We start from the raw sequence: 16,246 nt of genomic DNA on the forward strand, positions 1-16,246 counted from the left end.
TAATTAAATCAGTTATTGATTAACTATCGGCAGTATTTATTAAATATTTAGCGAATTGTCTTAAAACTCAGGAGCGGCTTCAAAAATCAATGTTTCACCGCTGGCTGGGTGAGCTAAGGTTAGCATTTCAGCATGCAGTTGTAAGCGAGGGGCCATGGCGAATGCCTCGGGGTGAGCATACAACTTATCGCCTAAAATAGGGTGACCCAATGACAGCATATGCACACGTAGTTGGTGAGAACGCCCAGTAATAGGGGTAAGCTCAACACGAGTTGCATTCTGTTCATATTCAAGCACTTTAAAATGGGTTAATGACGGTTTGCCATTATCGTGATCAACCATTTGCTTTGGTCGGTTCGGCCAATCACAAATAAGTGGTAAATCTACCGATCCAGTTTCTTGCTCAAGCTTACCAAATACACGAGCAATGTAGCGTTTTGCAGTTTTTCTATCTTGAAACTGAATGCTTAAATTACGATGCGCTTCTTTGTGCATGGCTAAACAAATAATGCCAGAGGTCGCCATATCAAGGCGATGAACAATTTTTGCCGTTGGAAAAACGCGATTAATGCGAGCAATAAGGCAGTCGGCGTGTTTTGGATCTTTTCCCGGCACAGTAAGTAAACCACTTGGTTTATTCACAATAAGCAAGTCATCGTCTTGATAAACAATACTTAAATAAGGTGTCATTGGGGGATTATAATTGAGTAACACAGCCAGCCTCGATGATATGCAAGTGCGCTATTTTAAAGGAGTATGAGCGCATACACAATGCCAGTGCTGGTTTTCGAGTAGCAGCTAAGATACAGTAAATTCAGCTATGGAGTTTAAATAAAAGGACAAGTGAATGTTTCGCCTTGGTTTAATTCGCAGTAAACCTTGTACACGTTGTGGCTTAGAAGTTAATGACCTTGAGCCAGAGTGTCCGCATTGTAAAGGCTTTTCAGACCTACAAGCAGTATATTTGAAGCAAGCTTACAAAGACGATTTAATAAAAAGAAACAAAAGCTTAGCTAAGTTATTTTGCTAGCTAGCGGCATTGGCCGTAATTATTACCCTTGTGGTGTTTTTTGTATAAAAAACGCGATGTGAAAGCACATCGCGTTTGTGGTTTTGAGTTTAGCGCTTCAACGTTAGTGTGAAACGACAATTAAACGAATTGCATCCAGTTTAACTTGGGCTTTTTCGATGTAAGTCGTGAGTTCGCTACGCTGTTTATCAAAGAAGCTAAGCTCTTCATCACGAATATTCGGGTTGATCTGCTTAAGTGCCGTTAAACGAGCTTGCTCTTCACCAAGGGCAGTTTGCATTTTCTCTAGTGATTCAGCACGCAGTGCTTCTAGCTTGGTTTGTGCCATGCCTTGTGCGCTGGTGATCATTGGGTGAATGGCACTTTGTAGCGCGCTGGCTAATTTACTTGCCGTTTGGCGACCAACCGCAGACAACTGCTGATTGAAAGCATCAAAAGCAACATTATCAGCCAGATTGTTACTACCCTTATCTAATAAGATACGAATAGGCGTTGGTGGCAAGAAGCGGCCAACCTGAAGTGCTTTAGGCGCCATCGCCTCCGCAATGAAAATAAGCTCAACAAAGAAGGTACCAGCAGGTAGCTTTTTGTTTTTCAGTAACGCCACAGAGGCAGTACCAAAGTCATCATCACAAATCATGTCTAAGCTGCCTTGCACCATAGGGTGGTCCCAGCTGATGAAATGGGCGTCTTCTTGCGAAAGCGAGGTGCTGCGATCAAACGTTACTGTGATGCCATCATCTTTTAAGCATGGGAAAGATGGATTTAGCATGTGCTCAGTTGGTTTCAAGATAATGGTATTTTCACCTTTATCTTCTTGGCTTACACCAAAGGTGTCGAACACATTGATCATATAACTTGGTAGCGTGAATTGATCGTCTAACTCTTCGATATCAGCAACAAGACTTTCTGCTCGGCCTTGGCCACTAGAATGCAGCTCTAGTAAGCGGTCACGACCACTTTCCATTTGCTTACGAAGCTTGGCATTTTGACCTGCCACTTGTTCTAGTAGTGGGTCTAGCTCTTCTTCGTCGCAATTGTGTGCACCAATAAACTCAAGTAGTTCTTCGCCATACTCTTTATACAGCATTTGCCCTGTTGTCGAGGTTGTTTCAAACGCATCTAAGCCTTCGTTGTACCAACGTAATAACACTTCTTGTGCGGTGTTTTCAAAATACGGCACATGAATGTTTACGTCTTGAGTTTGACCAATACGGTCAAGACGACCTATACGTTGCTCAAGTAAGTCTGGATTAAGTGGTAAATCAAACAATACTAAGTGATGCGAGAATTGGAAGTTACGACCTTCAGAACCAATTTCAGAACAAAGTAGAATTTGCGCGCTGTCGTACTCGTCGGCAAAGTAAGCCGCTGCACGGTCACGTTCAACAATCGACATGCCTTCGTGAAAAACAGAGGCTTTAATTGCTTCACGCTCACGTAAAATCTGTTCTAGGCTAAGTGCGGTTTCTGCTTTAGCACAGATAAGCAGTACTTTTTCGTGTTTAAGGGTTTTTAAAGTTTCGATTAACCAATCAACACGTGGGTCAAATGCGCCCCAGCTTGCATTTTCACCTTCAAACTCTTGGAAGATCTTTTCAGGGAATAGAGCGCGAAGTGCCGTTAGTTCAGCATTTTGAATGCCGCCCATGTTACCCAGTACCGACATCGCCGTTTTATATTGTTTAGGCATTGCCATAGGGTATGCATGAAGCTTGCGGCTTGGGTAGCCATCAATACCGCTGCGGCTATTTCTAAATAAAATACGACCCGTACCATGGCGGTCCAGCAGCATTGATAAAATTTCGTTGCGCGCCGTTTCATCACCTTGCTCCGCTTTCGCTAAAAGGTCAGTAATGTCGGTTTCTTTTAATAGCTCTTTTAATGTTGCACGAGATGCATCATCAAGGCCTTGTTCACCCAGTAATTGATTAGCAGCTTCAGCAACTTCTTTGTAGTTACTTTCTTCTTCAACAAACGCATCGTAGTCGTAGAAACGATCTGGGTCGAGTAATTGTAAGCGGGCAAAGTGACTGCGGTGACCAAGTTGATCTGGCGTTGCAGTTAATAAGATAAGGCCCGGAATGTCTTGGCTTAACTCTGCCATGCGTTGGTATTCAGTGCTTGGCTTACCATTATTGATACTTAAATGGTGCGCTTCATCAACAACCAATAAATCCCAATCAGCCAGAGTTGCTTGCTCAAACCAGCGTTTTTTCTTGCTTAAGAACTCAAGGCTAGTAAGTACTAACTGTTCTGTTTCGAATACGTTTGGAGAGTCTGCGAATGCTTCATCACAACGTTCTTCATCAAAGATTGAAAAACGTAAGTTAAAGCGGCGTAGCATTTCTACTAACCACTGATGCTGTAAGTTTTCAGGCACAACAATCAATACGCGGCTAGCACGGCCACTGATGATTTGTTGATGTAAAATCATACCTGCTTCAATGGTTTTACCTAAACCCACTTCGTCAGAAAGTAAAACGCGTGGTGCAAAACGTTTACCCACTTCTTGTGCAATGTAAAGCTGATGCGGAATAAGGTTTGCGCGCTGACCAATTAAACCTTTTAAAGGAGATTGTTGGCGCTCAAACTGGTGCTGCCAAGTTTGGTAGCGAAGCGTGTAGCGGTCAAAGCGGTCCACTTGACCTGCAAATAAACGGTCTTGTGGTTTATTGAATTTGATAAAGTGATCTAAAAAGGTTTCTTTTAACTGCGCTTTTTCACCATTATCAATACGAATGCCGTGATAGCATAGTAACTCGCCTTGCTCTTCAACAGACTCGACTTCTAATTCCCACTCTTCAACGCTGCGAATAATATCACCTGGATTAAATGCGACACGAGTAACAGGTGCTTCTGTTAAAGAATAAACTCTGTTTTCTCCACTGGCTGGAAATAAAATGCTGACCTGACGGCCTTCAAGGGCAACAACGGTGCCTAATCCTAAATCTGACTCAGTATCACTGATCCAACGCTGACCTAAGGAAAAATTCATGTATGTCTCGTCTATGAAGAAAAAAGGCGGCTATGTTACCTGTAACGCCATGCTACTTCAAGGCAGTAAACTCGCCGCACACAATTAAATTTAGTCAACCTTTTTAAGCTATTATTAACGGTAAAAATTGTATGTATTTTAACCAGTTAAATAATTGTATATTTGTTTGTCATAAAAAGGACTTTTGTCGTAAATAGACTAAACTGAGTATATACCTGACGAATAAACCATAGCTTCATCCGCCGCTTGTTTAGTTTATTGGGTATAGCATAAAAATCATAAAACGTAAGGAAAGTGCTATGGAAAAAGCTTCGAACCTTGATAGTAAAATGTATGTGCTCGATACCAATGTATTACTCCACGAACCCCTCGCTTATTTATCTTTCCAAGAACATGATGTTGTTATCCCCATGACAGTATTAGAAGAGCTCGACCACATTAAAGATAGGAAACATGACGTTAGCCGTGACGCCCGTGTTGCTATTCGTGGTTTAGATGAAGTGTTAAAGGACGCTTCGCCAGAGCAAATGTTGCAGGGTGTCGCGCTTCCTAGTAACAAAAAGGCTAAAACAGGATCTCGTGGCCGCTTAATTATCGTTAATGACCATTTATTTGCAGACAGTATTTCGGGGTTACCGGGCAACGAAAACGACCACCGCATCATCAATTGTGCTGTTCATTTACAGAAGCAACACAGCGATAGCAAAGTGGTGCTTGTCACTAAAGACATCAATATGCGCCTAAAAGCGAAAGGGGCAGGGCTTAAATTTGTTGAAGACTACAGAACTGACCAATTAATTGACGACATAGCATTGCTTACAAGCGGCTATAAAAAAATTGAAGGTGATTTTTGGCAACAGGTTGGAGAATGCGAAACAGAGCAGCAAGGCCGAGATACCTATCATCATGTGGCTAAAAGCACGATTAGCGATGTGTTCTGTAATGAATATATTTTAGATGAAAGCGACCACTTTGCGGCTCGAGTAACAAGCTACGATGATAAACACATTACTTTAAAGGATATTAGTGTTGAGCGCTTGATGAGCCATACCGCTTGGGGGGTTAAGCCAAAAAATGTTTATCAAGGGATGGCACTTGATGCGCTACTTGACCCAAGTATTGAATTGGTGATTTTAACTGGTCCTGCCGGCTGTGGTAACCTTGCTCGCTCTTGCTAGTGCCCTCGAAATGATTATAGAAAAAGGTATTTACGATAAAGTGATTGTTACTCGCAATACCCCAGAAATTGCTGAATCAATTGGCTTTTTACCTGGCACTGAAGAAGAGAAAATGGCGCCGTGGTTAGCTGCTATTACCGATACCTTAGAAGTGCTGCATAAAGGAGACGAAAATCCAATTTCGAGTCGTAATTACATTATGGAAAAAGCCAACGTACAGTTTAAATCAGTAAACTTTATGCGCGGCCGTAGTATTCAAAACGCGGTTGTTATTTTGGATGAAAGTCAAAACTTAACCGCTTCACAGCTGAAAACCATTATTACTCGCTGCGGTGAAGGCACTAAACTCATTTGCTCAGGTAACTTGGCGCAAATTGATAGTAACTACCTCACGCCAGTTACCTCAGGCTTAACCTATATTGTTGAACGTTTTAAAGATTTTCAGGGCAGTGCTACCGTTAATTTAAACGGTGTGGTACGTAGCCGCTTAGCCAGCTTTGCTGAAGAAAATTTATAACTTGCCAGTATTCCTATGCCTCGTTAACCTAGCTGTTATCGAGGTAAGGTACTTATAAGCCAGTGAATTTTTTACCGTTAAAGCATTATTATCGCTCTTTGGCAGTGGCACTTATTGTGCCGCTGCTGGTGGCGTTTTTTTTGTGTTTACACTTATATAATTTAAAACTTGAGCGGGCGATAGAAAGCAGGCAAAACGGTTTTAATAATATTTCAGCTCAGCTTAGCCATGCTATGCGTGCCGCAGATGGCCTTATAGACACCATGTTCAAGCTATATGAGCAGCCACTTTCTTATGATTTTGATCCTAGTTGGGCACGCAATGTGAATCAATACGATCACTATTACTACCAAAGTGTGGGCGATGGAGTGGGGGAGATAGTCGGGCAAGGAAAGTTTGCCTCAACCGCTTACGCAATTAATCAATGGCGACGAGTTATTGCCCTCGGTCCCTCGTTTAATACCACGCTGTCGCTTATTCAATCTTTAGAAGCGGTTGCTTATGTTAATGAGCAAGGCTTTGTTTATATTAAGCGCCGTAACACAGCAAAAAGTGAATTTCTGACCAGTGTGTTAGATAACAAATTTCGACCTTTATCAATCAATAGCAACAAGCTTGCTTCGAGCTCTGTGTTGACCATAAATGGCCATGCCTACTTTGCTATTGGCAAGCAACGAGCCGCTAATAGTCGTGATTACATTGTGTTGATTTATGACCTTAAAGCAATTTCTAACTGGTTAAAAAAAATAGCGCCTAACTATGGTGAGTATATTTTTATAAACCAAGATAACCAAGTCATTGCCAGCTCAAAGACAGAGCCTAATACTGCCATAAGTGCCAGCGAGCATTGGCCGAATGTCGCGATAGATATGAGCAAGAATAACCACAGTCATTTAGTGCAAGAAGCAACAAACTTACCTATTTACACTCGTTTCTATGAATCAAAGCAAGCCCTGAGTGAACCTGTAGGCTACGACATTTTTTTAGAATTCGCATTTTTGAGTGTGTTTTTAGTGATGATGTTCAGCGCTGTTTTTTGGTTGAGTCAGCGCATTTTTGTAAAACCAATGACGCACTTAATGAATTATCTTGAGCAGCATGATGAAGGCAAACAAGCGTTAGTTCATTATCGTATTCCTGTTGATTGGCAGCCTTGGTTCAGCCGTGTGAAAAAGGTGTTTAGCCGTAATGAAGAGCTCGTTCAGTCGTTACAAGAGGCAAATAAAGCGCTTGATTCGCAAGTACAGGTAAAGTCAAAACAATTGCGTCGTAGTATTGATGCGAAAGAGCGTCATTTAGCGCTATTAAATACTATGCTCAATAACGTACCTGACCTAATTTATTTTAAGAATATTGATGGCTCGTTTTTAGGCTGTAATAAGGCGTATGAGCGCTATATCGGCTTGCCACAAGAGAAGTTAGTAGGGCAGCAATTATGTGACATTAGCGATGATAATGGCGAGTTAAACGAGCTTGAAAAGCAAGTACTCAAAGACCGCCAAGCTTATCAAAAAAGATTGACCACAGAAGATAACAGTTATCTATTTAGCATCGTGCCATTTTACAACGAACATCAGCAATTTCTTGGCACTATGGCAATTGGTCGTGATATTACCGAGCAGCATAATGCGCTCAATGCATTACAAAGCTCCGAAGCAAAATTACGCAGTGCCATGGAGTATGCTGCTAATGGGGTGCTGTTGGTATCGCTTGACGATCAGGTGCTGCAAGCAAATAAAGCGGCACGCAAAATCTTTGCAATTGAAAACGCCAATGACCTCAAACTAATAGACTTATTTGCTGAGACGTCTTATCAGACATTAAAAAATACCCTGACAGAGCTGTTGCATGAGAAGAAAAAAGTGTATCACTTTAGCCTTGAGCAGCAAGAGCTACAGCGCTGGCTACAAATTAGTGTGTCATTAGTTTGGAATGCCGAGCAAACACCTGATTACTATGTTGTTCATGTACAGGATGTGACGGACTTAGTAAAAGCAAAAGATGACGCAGAGCGGGCAACATTAGCTAAGAGCCGCTTCATTGCAAACCTTAGTCATGAAATACGCACACCACTCAATGCTGTACTAGGCTTAATTGATGTCATCGCTTTACAAGGTTTAACACAGCCGCAGCGTAATCATGCCGAACAAGCAAAATCAGCAGCCAATAGCTTGCTTACTTTACTAAATCGTATGCTCGACTTTGCCCGCGCTGAAAGCTCGCAAGTACAACTTAATAAAGCCCCTTTTAGTGTGCCTGATTTAATCGACTACTGTCAGGGAATAACAGCCCCTTTATGCGCAAATAAAGATATCGAGTTTAAAGTCGAATGCGATAAAAGCATTAGCGATAACTTAGTGGGTGATCAAATTTGCTTGCAGCAAGTACTGGCTAATTTACTGACCAACGCTGCCAAATTCACCGAACAAGGCACAGTGACATTAAACTTAATGCTGGTGGAAGAGTCAGCTGAGCAGCAACTCATTTGCTTTACTGTTAAAGACACGGGCATTGGTATTAGCAAGGCAGATCAAAGCCGCTTATTTGATGCATTTACTCAAGGTGATGAATCATTAACGCGCTCTCATCAGGGCGTTGGCTTAGGCTTAGCGATTGTTAAGTACGAAGTTGCGCTAATGGGAGGCGAAATTAAGCTGGAAAGCGAAAAAGGTAAAGGCAGTGAATTTTGCTTTTGCTTACAGCTAGATAAAGCCGCGGAGCCTGTGAAAAAAGAACTGGTTTCATTGCCTTCTAGTACTGATTTATCTGGCATGTTAGTGCTGGCTGTGGATGATAACCCGCTTAATTTAAGCATTATTAAAAGTATTTTAGAGCAAATTGATGTCACCGTTGTGTGTGCACACAGTGGTGAAAAAGGCATTGAACTGGCAAATAGCTTAAGGCCCGATCTCATTTTTATGGATATTCAGATGCCAGAAATGGATGGTTGTCAGGCAACGCGTATTATTCGTCAGTCATTCACCAAAGAACAAATGCCGATTTACGCACTCACTGCACACAGTGAAAGCGAAGATATTGAGCATTCAATCGCGGCGGGTATGAATAAGCATTTAACTAAACCGATTGTTGCTAGTAAGTTGTTTTTAGCAATGAGTGAACTCGATAACACAAAAGAAGTCTTTTTTGATCAAGCTTTTATACTGTCTCAGTTTGCAAACAATACTAAGTTAGTATTAACTATGTTGTCGAAGTTTGCGACTATGGCAGCAGAGCAGTTATTACAAATCTCTACATTAAAAACTACCGATGAGTTGGTCCGTGTGGTTCATAATGTAAAAGGGTCAGCCGGAAATCTCGGTTTTAAGCGATTGTCAGCGTGCGCTCAGCAATGTGAAGCTAGGCTTAAAGCAGATGGCGAACTGCCCGAACAATTAAATGATGAGTTGCAATGGTAAATAAAACAGGTCATCGCATTTATCATCGAACAAGGATCTACTGATGTTGAAAAGAGCCAAGGTACTGATTGTTGATGACGATCCGTTAAACCGCTTGGTATTAGAGAAAACATTGCAGCAAGACTATGATGTTTTTTGTGTTGAGAGTGGCGAAAAAGCACTGACGTTTTTAAAAACGCAAACTGTTGATTTGTTGATCTTGGATATTGTAATGCCCGGCATTGACGGCTACGAAGTGCTTACTAAGTTAAAAGAAAGCGCGACTACCAGTATGCTGCCTGTAATATTTATTTCTGCCAATACCAGCCATGATGACGAAGCGAAGGGCCTTGAATTAGGCGCGATGGACTACATCACTAAACCATTTAGTGCTGCTATCGTGCGTGCTCGAGTGCGTAATCAGTTGCTGATCAAACAAAAAAATGACTTACTCGAAATGCTCGCCTCAATTGATGGCTTAACAGAGATCCCAAACCGACGTTATTTAGATGAAAATTTAGCGCGAGAGTGGCGTCGTTGCCGTCGAGATCAAACCCCGCTATCTGTGTTATTGATGGATGTTGATCACTTCAAGCGTTACAACGATTGCTATGGTCACCGAGCAGGTGATGATTGCTTAAAACAAATTGCTCATGCCTTAGTTGGGGCGTGTGAACGAGGCAGTGACTTTGTTGCTCGTTATGGTGGTGAAGAGTTTGCTGCGGTGTTGCCCAATACTTCAGCTAAAGAGGCTATGTCGTTTGCAAATAAACTGCGCAATGCGGTGAATGATTTAAACATCCCACATAAAGCGTCGCTAAATGCCGACCATGTCACAATTAGTATTGGTATTGCGACCACAGAAAATGGTCAGGTTTATGCAGAACAAACCTTACTTGAAGAAGCTGATTTAGGTCTTTATCAGGCTAAAGACGCCGGGCGAGATCAGATAGTATCGAGAATGATCGCAGTAAATGAACATGAGTAGGCAAAGCCTACTCATTCGTTTCAAATTATTTATTAACCATTGCTAAGTGATTTATAAATCGTATCACCTACGCCAATTAACTTATCATTTTTAAATACGAGTGGCGTACACTCGTCTTTAGTCATCTTGCCATCAGAGTGAATACTATGCGTTGCATAGAATAATACTTGGTAAACATCATCACCTTGCTTTAATAACTCGGTAAAGTTAGGTGTATTTAGTTTGTTTAATACAGTTTGGTAGCTCGTATCTAATGCAAGATTAGAAATCACTTCACGGTTATTTTTATGCTGTTTTTGCCAGCTAGAAGAGTTACCAGCCCAATGTGTGTCGGCTTCACCGTCAGAAACAGCAATGACACAACCAGTTAAAAATGGAGCTGTTAGCGCGGCAATAAGAAGTGCTTTTTTCATGTTATTTTATCCCGAAGAAATTGTTTTATAGTTATTCACTTAATAGCAAACTGCTTGCCAAACTTGTAAATCACAACTAAATCAATTGCTTAGATTGTGTTTGGTCAATGAGTTAAGTAATAAATTACTAATTACTTAGCTCTATTGACTAATAAATTGCGGTTTAGACCAACCTGTTACGTGTTTCGCCTTGATTAAATGCTTGGATATTTAACGCAATTTCGTTAACTAAGCGCACAATAGATTCTTGGCTCGCCCATGCAATGTGTGGAGTAAGTAATAAGTTTGCACCTTTGTATAGTGCCAGCGGGTTTTCTTGCTCTGCGGGTTCTTTACTGAGTACATCAACACCGGCTCCGGCAATAATATTATTAGCTAATGCATCAGCTAAATCGGCTTCATTGATGATCCCACCACGAGCAGTGTTAATGATGATAGCTGACGGTTTCATCATGCTTAATTCTGCCGCAGCGATTTGGTTGCGCGTTTCATCAGTAAGCGGGCAGTGAACACTAATGATATCGGCTGTGGTTAGGGCATCATTGAAACTAACACGACCTTCACGAGGCGTTTGGCCTTTTCGTTCACTAATGATGACATTGGCACCAAAGGCGCGTGCTACATCGGCAACGGCTTTACCCAGTGAGCCATAGCCAACAATAGCCAGTGTTTTGCCGGCAATTTCATTAAAGCTGTAATCTAAACGGCAAAACATAGGGCTTTGCTGCCATAAGCCTTGCTGGCAATCATTAATGTATCTGTGAGTATTGCCCAGTAAATTAGTGATGAGAGTAAAGGTATGTTGCACCACACTCGGTGTTGAATAGCCCGCTACATTTGTCACTGCGATGTTATGTTCTTTGGCTGCACTTAAATCAATGTTGTTAGTCCCTGTCGCTGCAACACATATTAATTTTAAATTAGTTAATTTGCTCATGGCGTTCTGATCAATCACCACTTTATTACTGATAACGATATCGGCATCTTGGCAGCGCTCAACAACCTGTTCTTTAGCGGTTAAATCGTAACAGGTTAATTTACCTAATTGCGCTAAGGCATCTAACGAAGTGTTGGCTAATGTCGCTGCATCAAGGACAGTAATATTCATGTGCTTTCCTTTTTTAATTTATTGCTTGACCTTGGGGTGTACTCCAAGGTTTATAGTGAGCATAATAAATAAACGCTTCACAATGGAGACGGTGATGAAAATAGGTGAGTTTGCCCGTCAGTTGGGTGTCTCAACAGATACGCTACGGTACTACGAAAAGCATGGTTTGTTAACGCCTAGTTCGCGTTCAGACGTGGGATATCGTTTTTATTCTGAGAATGACTATAAACAAATGGCGTTTATTCTCAGAGCAAAGAATGTTGGCTTTAGTCTGGCTGAGATCAAAGAGCTACTGCAAATTAAGTTTCATAAAGATCAGCATTCTTGTCATGAAGTTAAAGAGATGACGATACAAAAACGTGATCTCGTTGCACAACGAATTGCAGAGCTTACTCGCTTTTATGACTCACTATCATTATTAGCAGATAAATGCTGTGGCGGAGAAGAGCCTGCTGAAAACTGTTCAATACTAACGACGCTGGAGGATATCGATGGACTTACTCAATAATTTTTGGCATCTGTTTTTACTTTCAGCGCCTTGGTTAATGTTGGGTTTATTCATAGCTGGTCTTCTCAATGTGTATTTGCCTGCTAACTTTCTTAACCGGCATTTAGGCAAAGAAGGGTTATGGACCACAGTTAAAGCAGCCTTTATTGGAGCTCCAATGCCATTGTGTTCATGTGGTGTGATCCCTGCGGCCATTGGTTTGAGAAGGGCGGGGGCGTCAAAAAGTGCCACCACAGCATTTTTAGTTTCAACCCCTGAAACTGGGGTCGATTCGGTTTCGGTATCTTATGTATTACTAGGCCCATTTATGGCGGTAATACGTCCTATTGCCGCCGTGTGTAGTGCGATTATGGCGGGAGTATTAGTAGGTAAAGAGAGCGAGCTTCATCAGCATCAAAACACAGCATCAGATGAAAAAGACTCAGAATCAACATCTTGTTGTAGCAGTAAACAGCCTGAACCTGTGACCACATCAAGCTGTTGCAGTAAAGAAGCGCCTCCTAAGCCCGCACAAAGTTGTTGTAGTAAGCAATCACCTCAAGAACTTGAGCCTGCTAAAACAACAAGTTGTTGTAGTAGCAAGGAATCGCAACCAACACAGGAGCCGCAACACAGTTGCGCAACTGAAAAAGCAGCACCTTCGCAGAAAAGCTGTTGCAGCACTGAGCAGTCAACTAAAGCCGTTGAAAGTCGTTTTAGCAAACTGAAACGCGCGGTGAGCTTTAGTTGCAACAAGCTGCTTGAAGACACCATGATTTGGCTAATGATCGGTTTATTCTTTGCTGCTCTAGTACAAACTTATGTACCAGAATCTTTTTTAAGCCAGTGGGGTAATGGCATTCTGGCGATGCTGGTGGTTATTTTAATCAGTATTCCTATGTATATTTGTGCTACTGCATCGACACCTATTGCGGCAGGCTTATTACTCAGTGGTGTGTCTCCGGGGGCGGTGTTGGTGTTTATGTTGGCAGGGCCGGCAACCAACATTGCAACGCTTGGTGTGGTTGGAAAAGAGCTTGGCAAGCGTGCGGTATTTGCCTACTTAATAGGGGTGATTGGCACGGCGCTGGCATTTGGCTTTTTAACCGATTATTTAGTGGCGCAATATGGTTTTGTGGTGGCGCCGATGATGGGCGAAGAGCATGAAGTTCTACCACATTGGTTAAGCCTTGTGGCAGGTATTGTGTTGGCAATTTTAATGCTTAGATTACTGCTAAAAATGGTATTAAAAAAGGCGTCGAAAACTGGTAAGAGCATTGCTTAATTATTTGTTATAGATATATATTTTCTACATTAATTGGCATTTAATTTGGTTAACTATCGCGTCTCGGTTCGCATTTAAAATTGCCTGAGTTATAATCCGCCAATTATTTTTAACGGCACGCTCAGCGTGCCGTTTTTTAACTTAAGTAGTTTTTAATGAGTGAAAGTGTGGATAAATACGCCGACATAAGACCTTACAATGATGATGAAGTAGCTGATTCAGTAGCGCGTTTGATTGCTGATAATGCCTTTGTAGATGTAATCGCTAAGTATAACCTACCGCGCTTTTTATCGAACTTCCCATTTATTACTCGCCCATTAGTGCGCAGTCAGCTGCGTAAAAAGTGGGGCAACACCGCATCGGTTGAGCAAGTTCAGCATGAAGTGGCTGATTATTTAAATAAACTAATCACCCGTACGACTTCAGAAGTAACGTTTTCGGGCATCGATAAACTAGACCCAAAACAAGCTTACTTATTTATCTCTAATCACCGCGATATTGTGCTTGATCCTGCGTTGGTGAATTGGGGCTTGTTCAAGCACAACATGCCGACAGTTCGCATCGCAATTGGTGATAACTTGCTGCAAATTCCTTATATCACTGAGTTAATGCGTTTAAACAAGAGCTTTATTGTAAAGCGCTCAGCGAAAGCTCCAAAAGAGATGCTTAAAGCATTGTCGCAGCTGTCTGCTTATATCTATGACTCACTTGCTGAAGGCCACTCAATTTGGATAGCGCAAAAAGAAGGCCGAGCAAAAGACGGTTTTGATCAAACAGATCCTGCCTTACTTAAAATGTTGCAGTTACAAGGTCGTAAGCAGAAAAAAGAATTTGCTGAGTACGTACGCGAATTAAAAATTGTGCCAGTGTCTATCTCTTATCAATACGAGCCATGCGCGATTGCAAAAGCGAAAGAGCTTTATCATAAACAGCAACATGGTCAGTATGTGAAACAGCAAGGTGAAGATATTGCTAGTATTGTTGAAGGTTTTAGTACAGCTAAAGGGCATGTACATTTAGCGTTTGGCGAACCAATTGAATCGGGCTGCGAATCACCTGAAGAGCTGGCAAAAACCATTGATCAGCAAATTGTTGATTCGTTTTTCTTACACCCAGGTAACTATATAGCGGGTGGTTGTACGCAAGCTGTGATTGACGAAAAAGATGCTGCTGCATTTAACGAGCGACTAGCAAAAGTGCCAGAGGAGCTAAAACCTTTGGTATTAGCTATGTATGCTAAACCTTTTCATCGTAAAGCAGAACTTGCCACAAGCGAATCTGAGTAAGCGAAACAATTATACCAATCCGCAATAATACTTAATCATTTTGAGGGATTAAACCTGTCGCTACCTGCGTTAAAAATTTCTCATTTAGAACAACTAAATAACGAAATTTTCTCCTTGTTATCAACAAGGTTTTCTTGCCTCAAAATAAACTACTTAATTAAGCGAATTGGTATTAGTTTAAGAAGCCACTTTTTAAAGTGGCTTTTTTTATGGTTAATTTTCAGGCTATACTTTTAATATTCTTTATTAACCGGCATTTGTGATGCAACAAATTGAAATATTTGAAATTCCAAGCCCTTGCAAAGGGATATGCCAAGTTAATAACCGAGGCTATTGTAAAGGTTGCTACCGCAGTCGTGATGAGCGTTTTTATTGGAATAAGTTTACCAATGCAGAAAAACGTAAAGTCATTAGCTTATGCCAACAGCGTTATAAACGTTATCTTCAGAAAAAACAGCAGGCAGAGCAGCAACAAACAAATCCTGAGCAAGGCGGTTTTGATTTTTAAAATTTACTGAGGTTGTATTTCGATTTTAAAAATTGCACCGTGCCGTTTTCATCAAGCTTTTTAAGTACTTTAGTCAGTTGCGGAATTATCGCTTTATGCCGTTTATGCACAAAGTGAAAGCTCTGCATCGGCATTAAAACCTGTTTATGAAAGGCTGTTTGATCAAACCCCGGATGCTTAGTCGACAATAAAAAGTCTAGTAATATTGTCCCTTCAACACGTTTTTGCGTGAGTAAATTAAGCTGCGCAGTGACATTTCTAACCTTGATCACATCGCCTGCAAATGGGTGGTTATCGATATAACTCTGAGCCGCTGGGTAGCTTGACTGAATTGCTAACGATTTAAGATCTTCATATTGGCATTGTCGGCAGTTTTTCAGTAGCACTAGATTAAAATCAAAAAGCGCATAGTCTACTTTCAATAAATTAGGATAATCGTCTTTAACATCGGCAATGCGCCCTAGTTGCCCATCGAGCACACCTTGGTTTGCAGCAACCAGCGCATTTTGATGATTAAAATCGATTATATGGATCTCATAGCCAATTTCTTTGTATGCCATTTTCATTAAATCAATAACATAGCGAGCTTGTGGTGTATCAGCGGGGCGATTAAAGATCAGTAAATTAGTGCTGGCACTACTTGAGAAGCAAAAAAACAGCAAAAATAAGGCAAATCTGTGACTCAGATACTTCGACAACGTGCGTTCCTTGCGTACATAAATTGCTCGTTAATTTACTGATATGTGTTTCCAAAATCAAGCTTATCCCTGTGCTTTTTAAGCTAATAAAAGGGATTAAAGCCTGTTAATTTTGTTATACTTGTGAAATCAAAAAATTTATTGCTGAGAAAGTATGAGTTTCAATCTATGTAAATTGCCACGAGAGCAAAAATATCAAATTCAATTGGATTACGAAGCGTCTTTTTGGGCTTATCAAATAAAGCGTGGTAAGAACACCCGCGAAGGTGTTTACACTGCAATAAATAGTCGTCCAATATCTGAGCAAGCGTTCTTAAAGCAGCAGTTTGAGCATTACCTTTCGCTTATGAGCTAA

Annotated in this window: 13 protein-coding genes and 1 pseudogene; 9 read left to right on the top strand and 5 right to left on the bottom strand. The window is 41.2% G+C overall.

Features of this window, described 5'->3' with window-relative positions; translation table 11 throughout:
* Positions 1-60: 60 nt before the first annotated feature.
* On the bottom strand, positions 61-714 hold the full coding sequence (gene rluA / locus J8Z28_RS03530; RefSeq protein ID WP_082401641.1) for a bifunctional tRNA pseudouridine(32) synthase/23S rRNA pseudouridine(746) synthase RluA: 654 nt from the start codon (positions 712-714) through the stop codon (positions 61-63).
* Between the two features lie 133 nt (positions 715-847).
* Here rluA and J8Z28_RS03535 point away from each other — a divergent pair, with 133 nt between their 5' ends.
* Complete coding sequence (locus tag J8Z28_RS03535) at positions 848-1,030, top strand: hypothetical protein (protein WP_054562764.1); 183 nt, start codon at positions 848-850, stop codon at positions 1,028-1,030.
* Between the two features lie 103 nt (positions 1,031-1,133).
* Here the strand turns inward: J8Z28_RS03535 and rapA are convergent, their stop codons facing one another.
* A complete protein-coding gene (rapA, locus tag J8Z28_RS03540; RefSeq protein ID WP_054562763.1) occupies positions 1,134-4,028 on the bottom strand; it encodes an RNA polymerase-associated protein RapA in 2,895 nt (964 codons plus the stop codon).
* A gap of 299 nt (positions 4,029-4,327) precedes the next feature.
* Between rapA and J8Z28_RS03545 the strand changes: the two are divergent.
* The 3 genes and pseudogenes from J8Z28_RS03545 (at position 4,328) to J8Z28_RS03555 (ending at position 10,106) form a co-directional block, all read left to right on the top strand.
* A pseudogene (locus J8Z28_RS03545) lies at positions 4,328-5,723 on the top strand (PhoH family protein).
* Positions 5,724-5,785: 62 nt separating this feature from the next.
* Positions 5,786-9,139: a response regulator gene (locus tag J8Z28_RS03550; protein WP_250659901.1), complete on the top strand. Its 3,354-nt coding sequence runs from the start codon at positions 5,786-5,788 to the stop codon at positions 9,137-9,139.
* A 43-nt stretch (positions 9,140-9,182) separates the two neighbouring features.
* A complete protein-coding gene (locus tag J8Z28_RS03555) occupies positions 9,183-10,106 on the top strand; it encodes a GGDEF domain-containing response regulator (protein ID WP_054562760.1) in 924 nt (307 codons plus the stop codon).
* 32 nt (positions 10,107-10,138) lie between these two features.
* Here J8Z28_RS03555 and J8Z28_RS03560 read toward each other — a convergent pair whose 3' ends face one another.
* Both J8Z28_RS03560 and J8Z28_RS03565 read right to left on the bottom strand, forming a co-directional pair.
* Complete coding sequence (locus J8Z28_RS03560) at positions 10,139-10,519, bottom strand: DUF3192 domain-containing protein (protein ID WP_054562759.1); 381 nt, start codon at positions 10,517-10,519, stop codon at positions 10,139-10,141.
* A gap of 163 nt (positions 10,520-10,682) precedes the next feature.
* Complete coding sequence (locus tag J8Z28_RS03565; RefSeq protein ID WP_054562758.1) at positions 10,683-11,627, bottom strand: D-2-hydroxyacid dehydrogenase; 945 nt, start codon at positions 11,625-11,627, stop codon at positions 10,683-10,685.
* 94 nt (positions 11,628-11,721) lie between these two features.
* Here J8Z28_RS03565 and zntR point away from each other — a divergent pair, with 94 nt between their 5' ends.
* From zntR to J8Z28_RS03585, 4 genes are all read left to right on the top strand, one after another.
* Complete coding sequence (gene zntR, locus J8Z28_RS03570; RefSeq protein WP_082401639.1) at positions 11,722-12,135, top strand: Zn(2+)-responsive transcriptional regulator; 414 nt, start codon at positions 11,722-11,724, stop codon at positions 12,133-12,135.
* A complete protein-coding gene (locus J8Z28_RS03575) occupies positions 12,119-13,399 on the top strand; it encodes an SO_0444 family Cu/Zn efflux transporter (protein ID WP_250659902.1) in 1,281 nt (426 codons plus the stop codon). The genes zntR and J8Z28_RS03575 overlap by 17 nt, the downstream gene beginning before the upstream one ends.
* A gap of 155 nt (positions 13,400-13,554) precedes the next feature.
* On the top strand, positions 13,555-14,685 hold the full coding sequence (locus J8Z28_RS03580) for a 1-acyl-sn-glycerol-3-phosphate acyltransferase (protein WP_054562756.1): 1,131 nt from the start codon (positions 13,555-13,557) through the stop codon (positions 14,683-14,685).
* Between the two features lie 262 nt (positions 14,686-14,947).
* Positions 14,948-15,193: a DUF1289 domain-containing protein gene (locus J8Z28_RS03585; protein ID WP_055197682.1), complete on the top strand. Its 246-nt coding sequence runs from the start codon at positions 14,948-14,950 to the stop codon at positions 15,191-15,193.
* Here the strand turns inward: J8Z28_RS03585 and J8Z28_RS03590 are convergent.
* Entirely contained in the window at positions 15,190-15,891 is a 702-nt protein-coding gene (locus tag J8Z28_RS03590) for a transporter substrate-binding domain-containing protein (protein ID WP_250659903.1), read from the bottom strand. The two genes, J8Z28_RS03585 and J8Z28_RS03590, sit on opposite strands and share 4 nt — an antisense overlap.
* A 154-nt stretch (positions 15,892-16,045) precedes the next feature.
* Here J8Z28_RS03590 and J8Z28_RS03595 point away from each other — a divergent pair, with 154 nt between their 5' ends.
* Positions 16,046-16,246, top strand: coding sequence for a DUF3283 family protein (locus J8Z28_RS03595; protein WP_054562754.1), 201 nt, complete (start codon positions 16,046-16,048; stop codon positions 16,244-16,246).

The sequence above is a fragment of the Pseudoalteromonas sp. SCSIO 43088 genome, from assembly GCF_023650795.1.
GTDB lineage: Bacteria > Pseudomonadota > Gammaproteobacteria > Enterobacterales > Alteromonadaceae > Pseudoalteromonas > Pseudoalteromonas shioyasakiensis.

Coding starts and splice junctions, on each gene's coding strand:
- J8Z28_RS03535 (WP_054562764.1), top strand. CDS start 848: ATGTTTCGCCTTGGTTTAATTCGCAGTAAACCTTGTACACGTTGTGGC.
- J8Z28_RS03555 (WP_054562760.1), top strand. CDS start 9,183: ATGTTGAAAAGAGCCAAGGTACTGATTGTTGATGACGATCCGTTAAAC.
- J8Z28_RS03580 (WP_054562756.1), top strand. CDS start 13,555: ATGAGTGAAAGTGTGGATAAATACGCCGACATAAGACCTTACAATGAT.
- J8Z28_RS03565 (WP_054562758.1), bottom strand. CDS start 11,627: ATGAATATTACTGTCCTTGATGCAGCGACATTAGCCAACACTTCGTTA.
- rapA (WP_054562763.1), bottom strand. CDS start 4,028: ATGAATTTTTCCTTAGGTCAGCGTTGGATCAGTGATACTGAGTCAGAT.
- J8Z28_RS03560 (WP_054562759.1), bottom strand. CDS start 10,519: ATGAAAAAAGCACTTCTTATTGCCGCGCTAACAGCTCCATTTTTAACT.
- J8Z28_RS03595 (WP_054562754.1), top strand. CDS start 16,046: ATGAGTTTCAATCTATGTAAATTGCCACGAGAGCAAAAATATCAAATT.
- J8Z28_RS03575 (WP_250659902.1), top strand. CDS start 12,119: ATGGACTTACTCAATAATTTTTGGCATCTGTTTTTACTTTCAGCGCCT.
- zntR (WP_082401639.1), top strand. CDS start 11,722: ATGAAAATAGGTGAGTTTGCCCGTCAGTTGGGTGTCTCAACAGATACG.
- J8Z28_RS03585 (WP_055197682.1), top strand. CDS start 14,948: ATGCAACAAATTGAAATATTTGAAATTCCAAGCCCTTGCAAAGGGATA.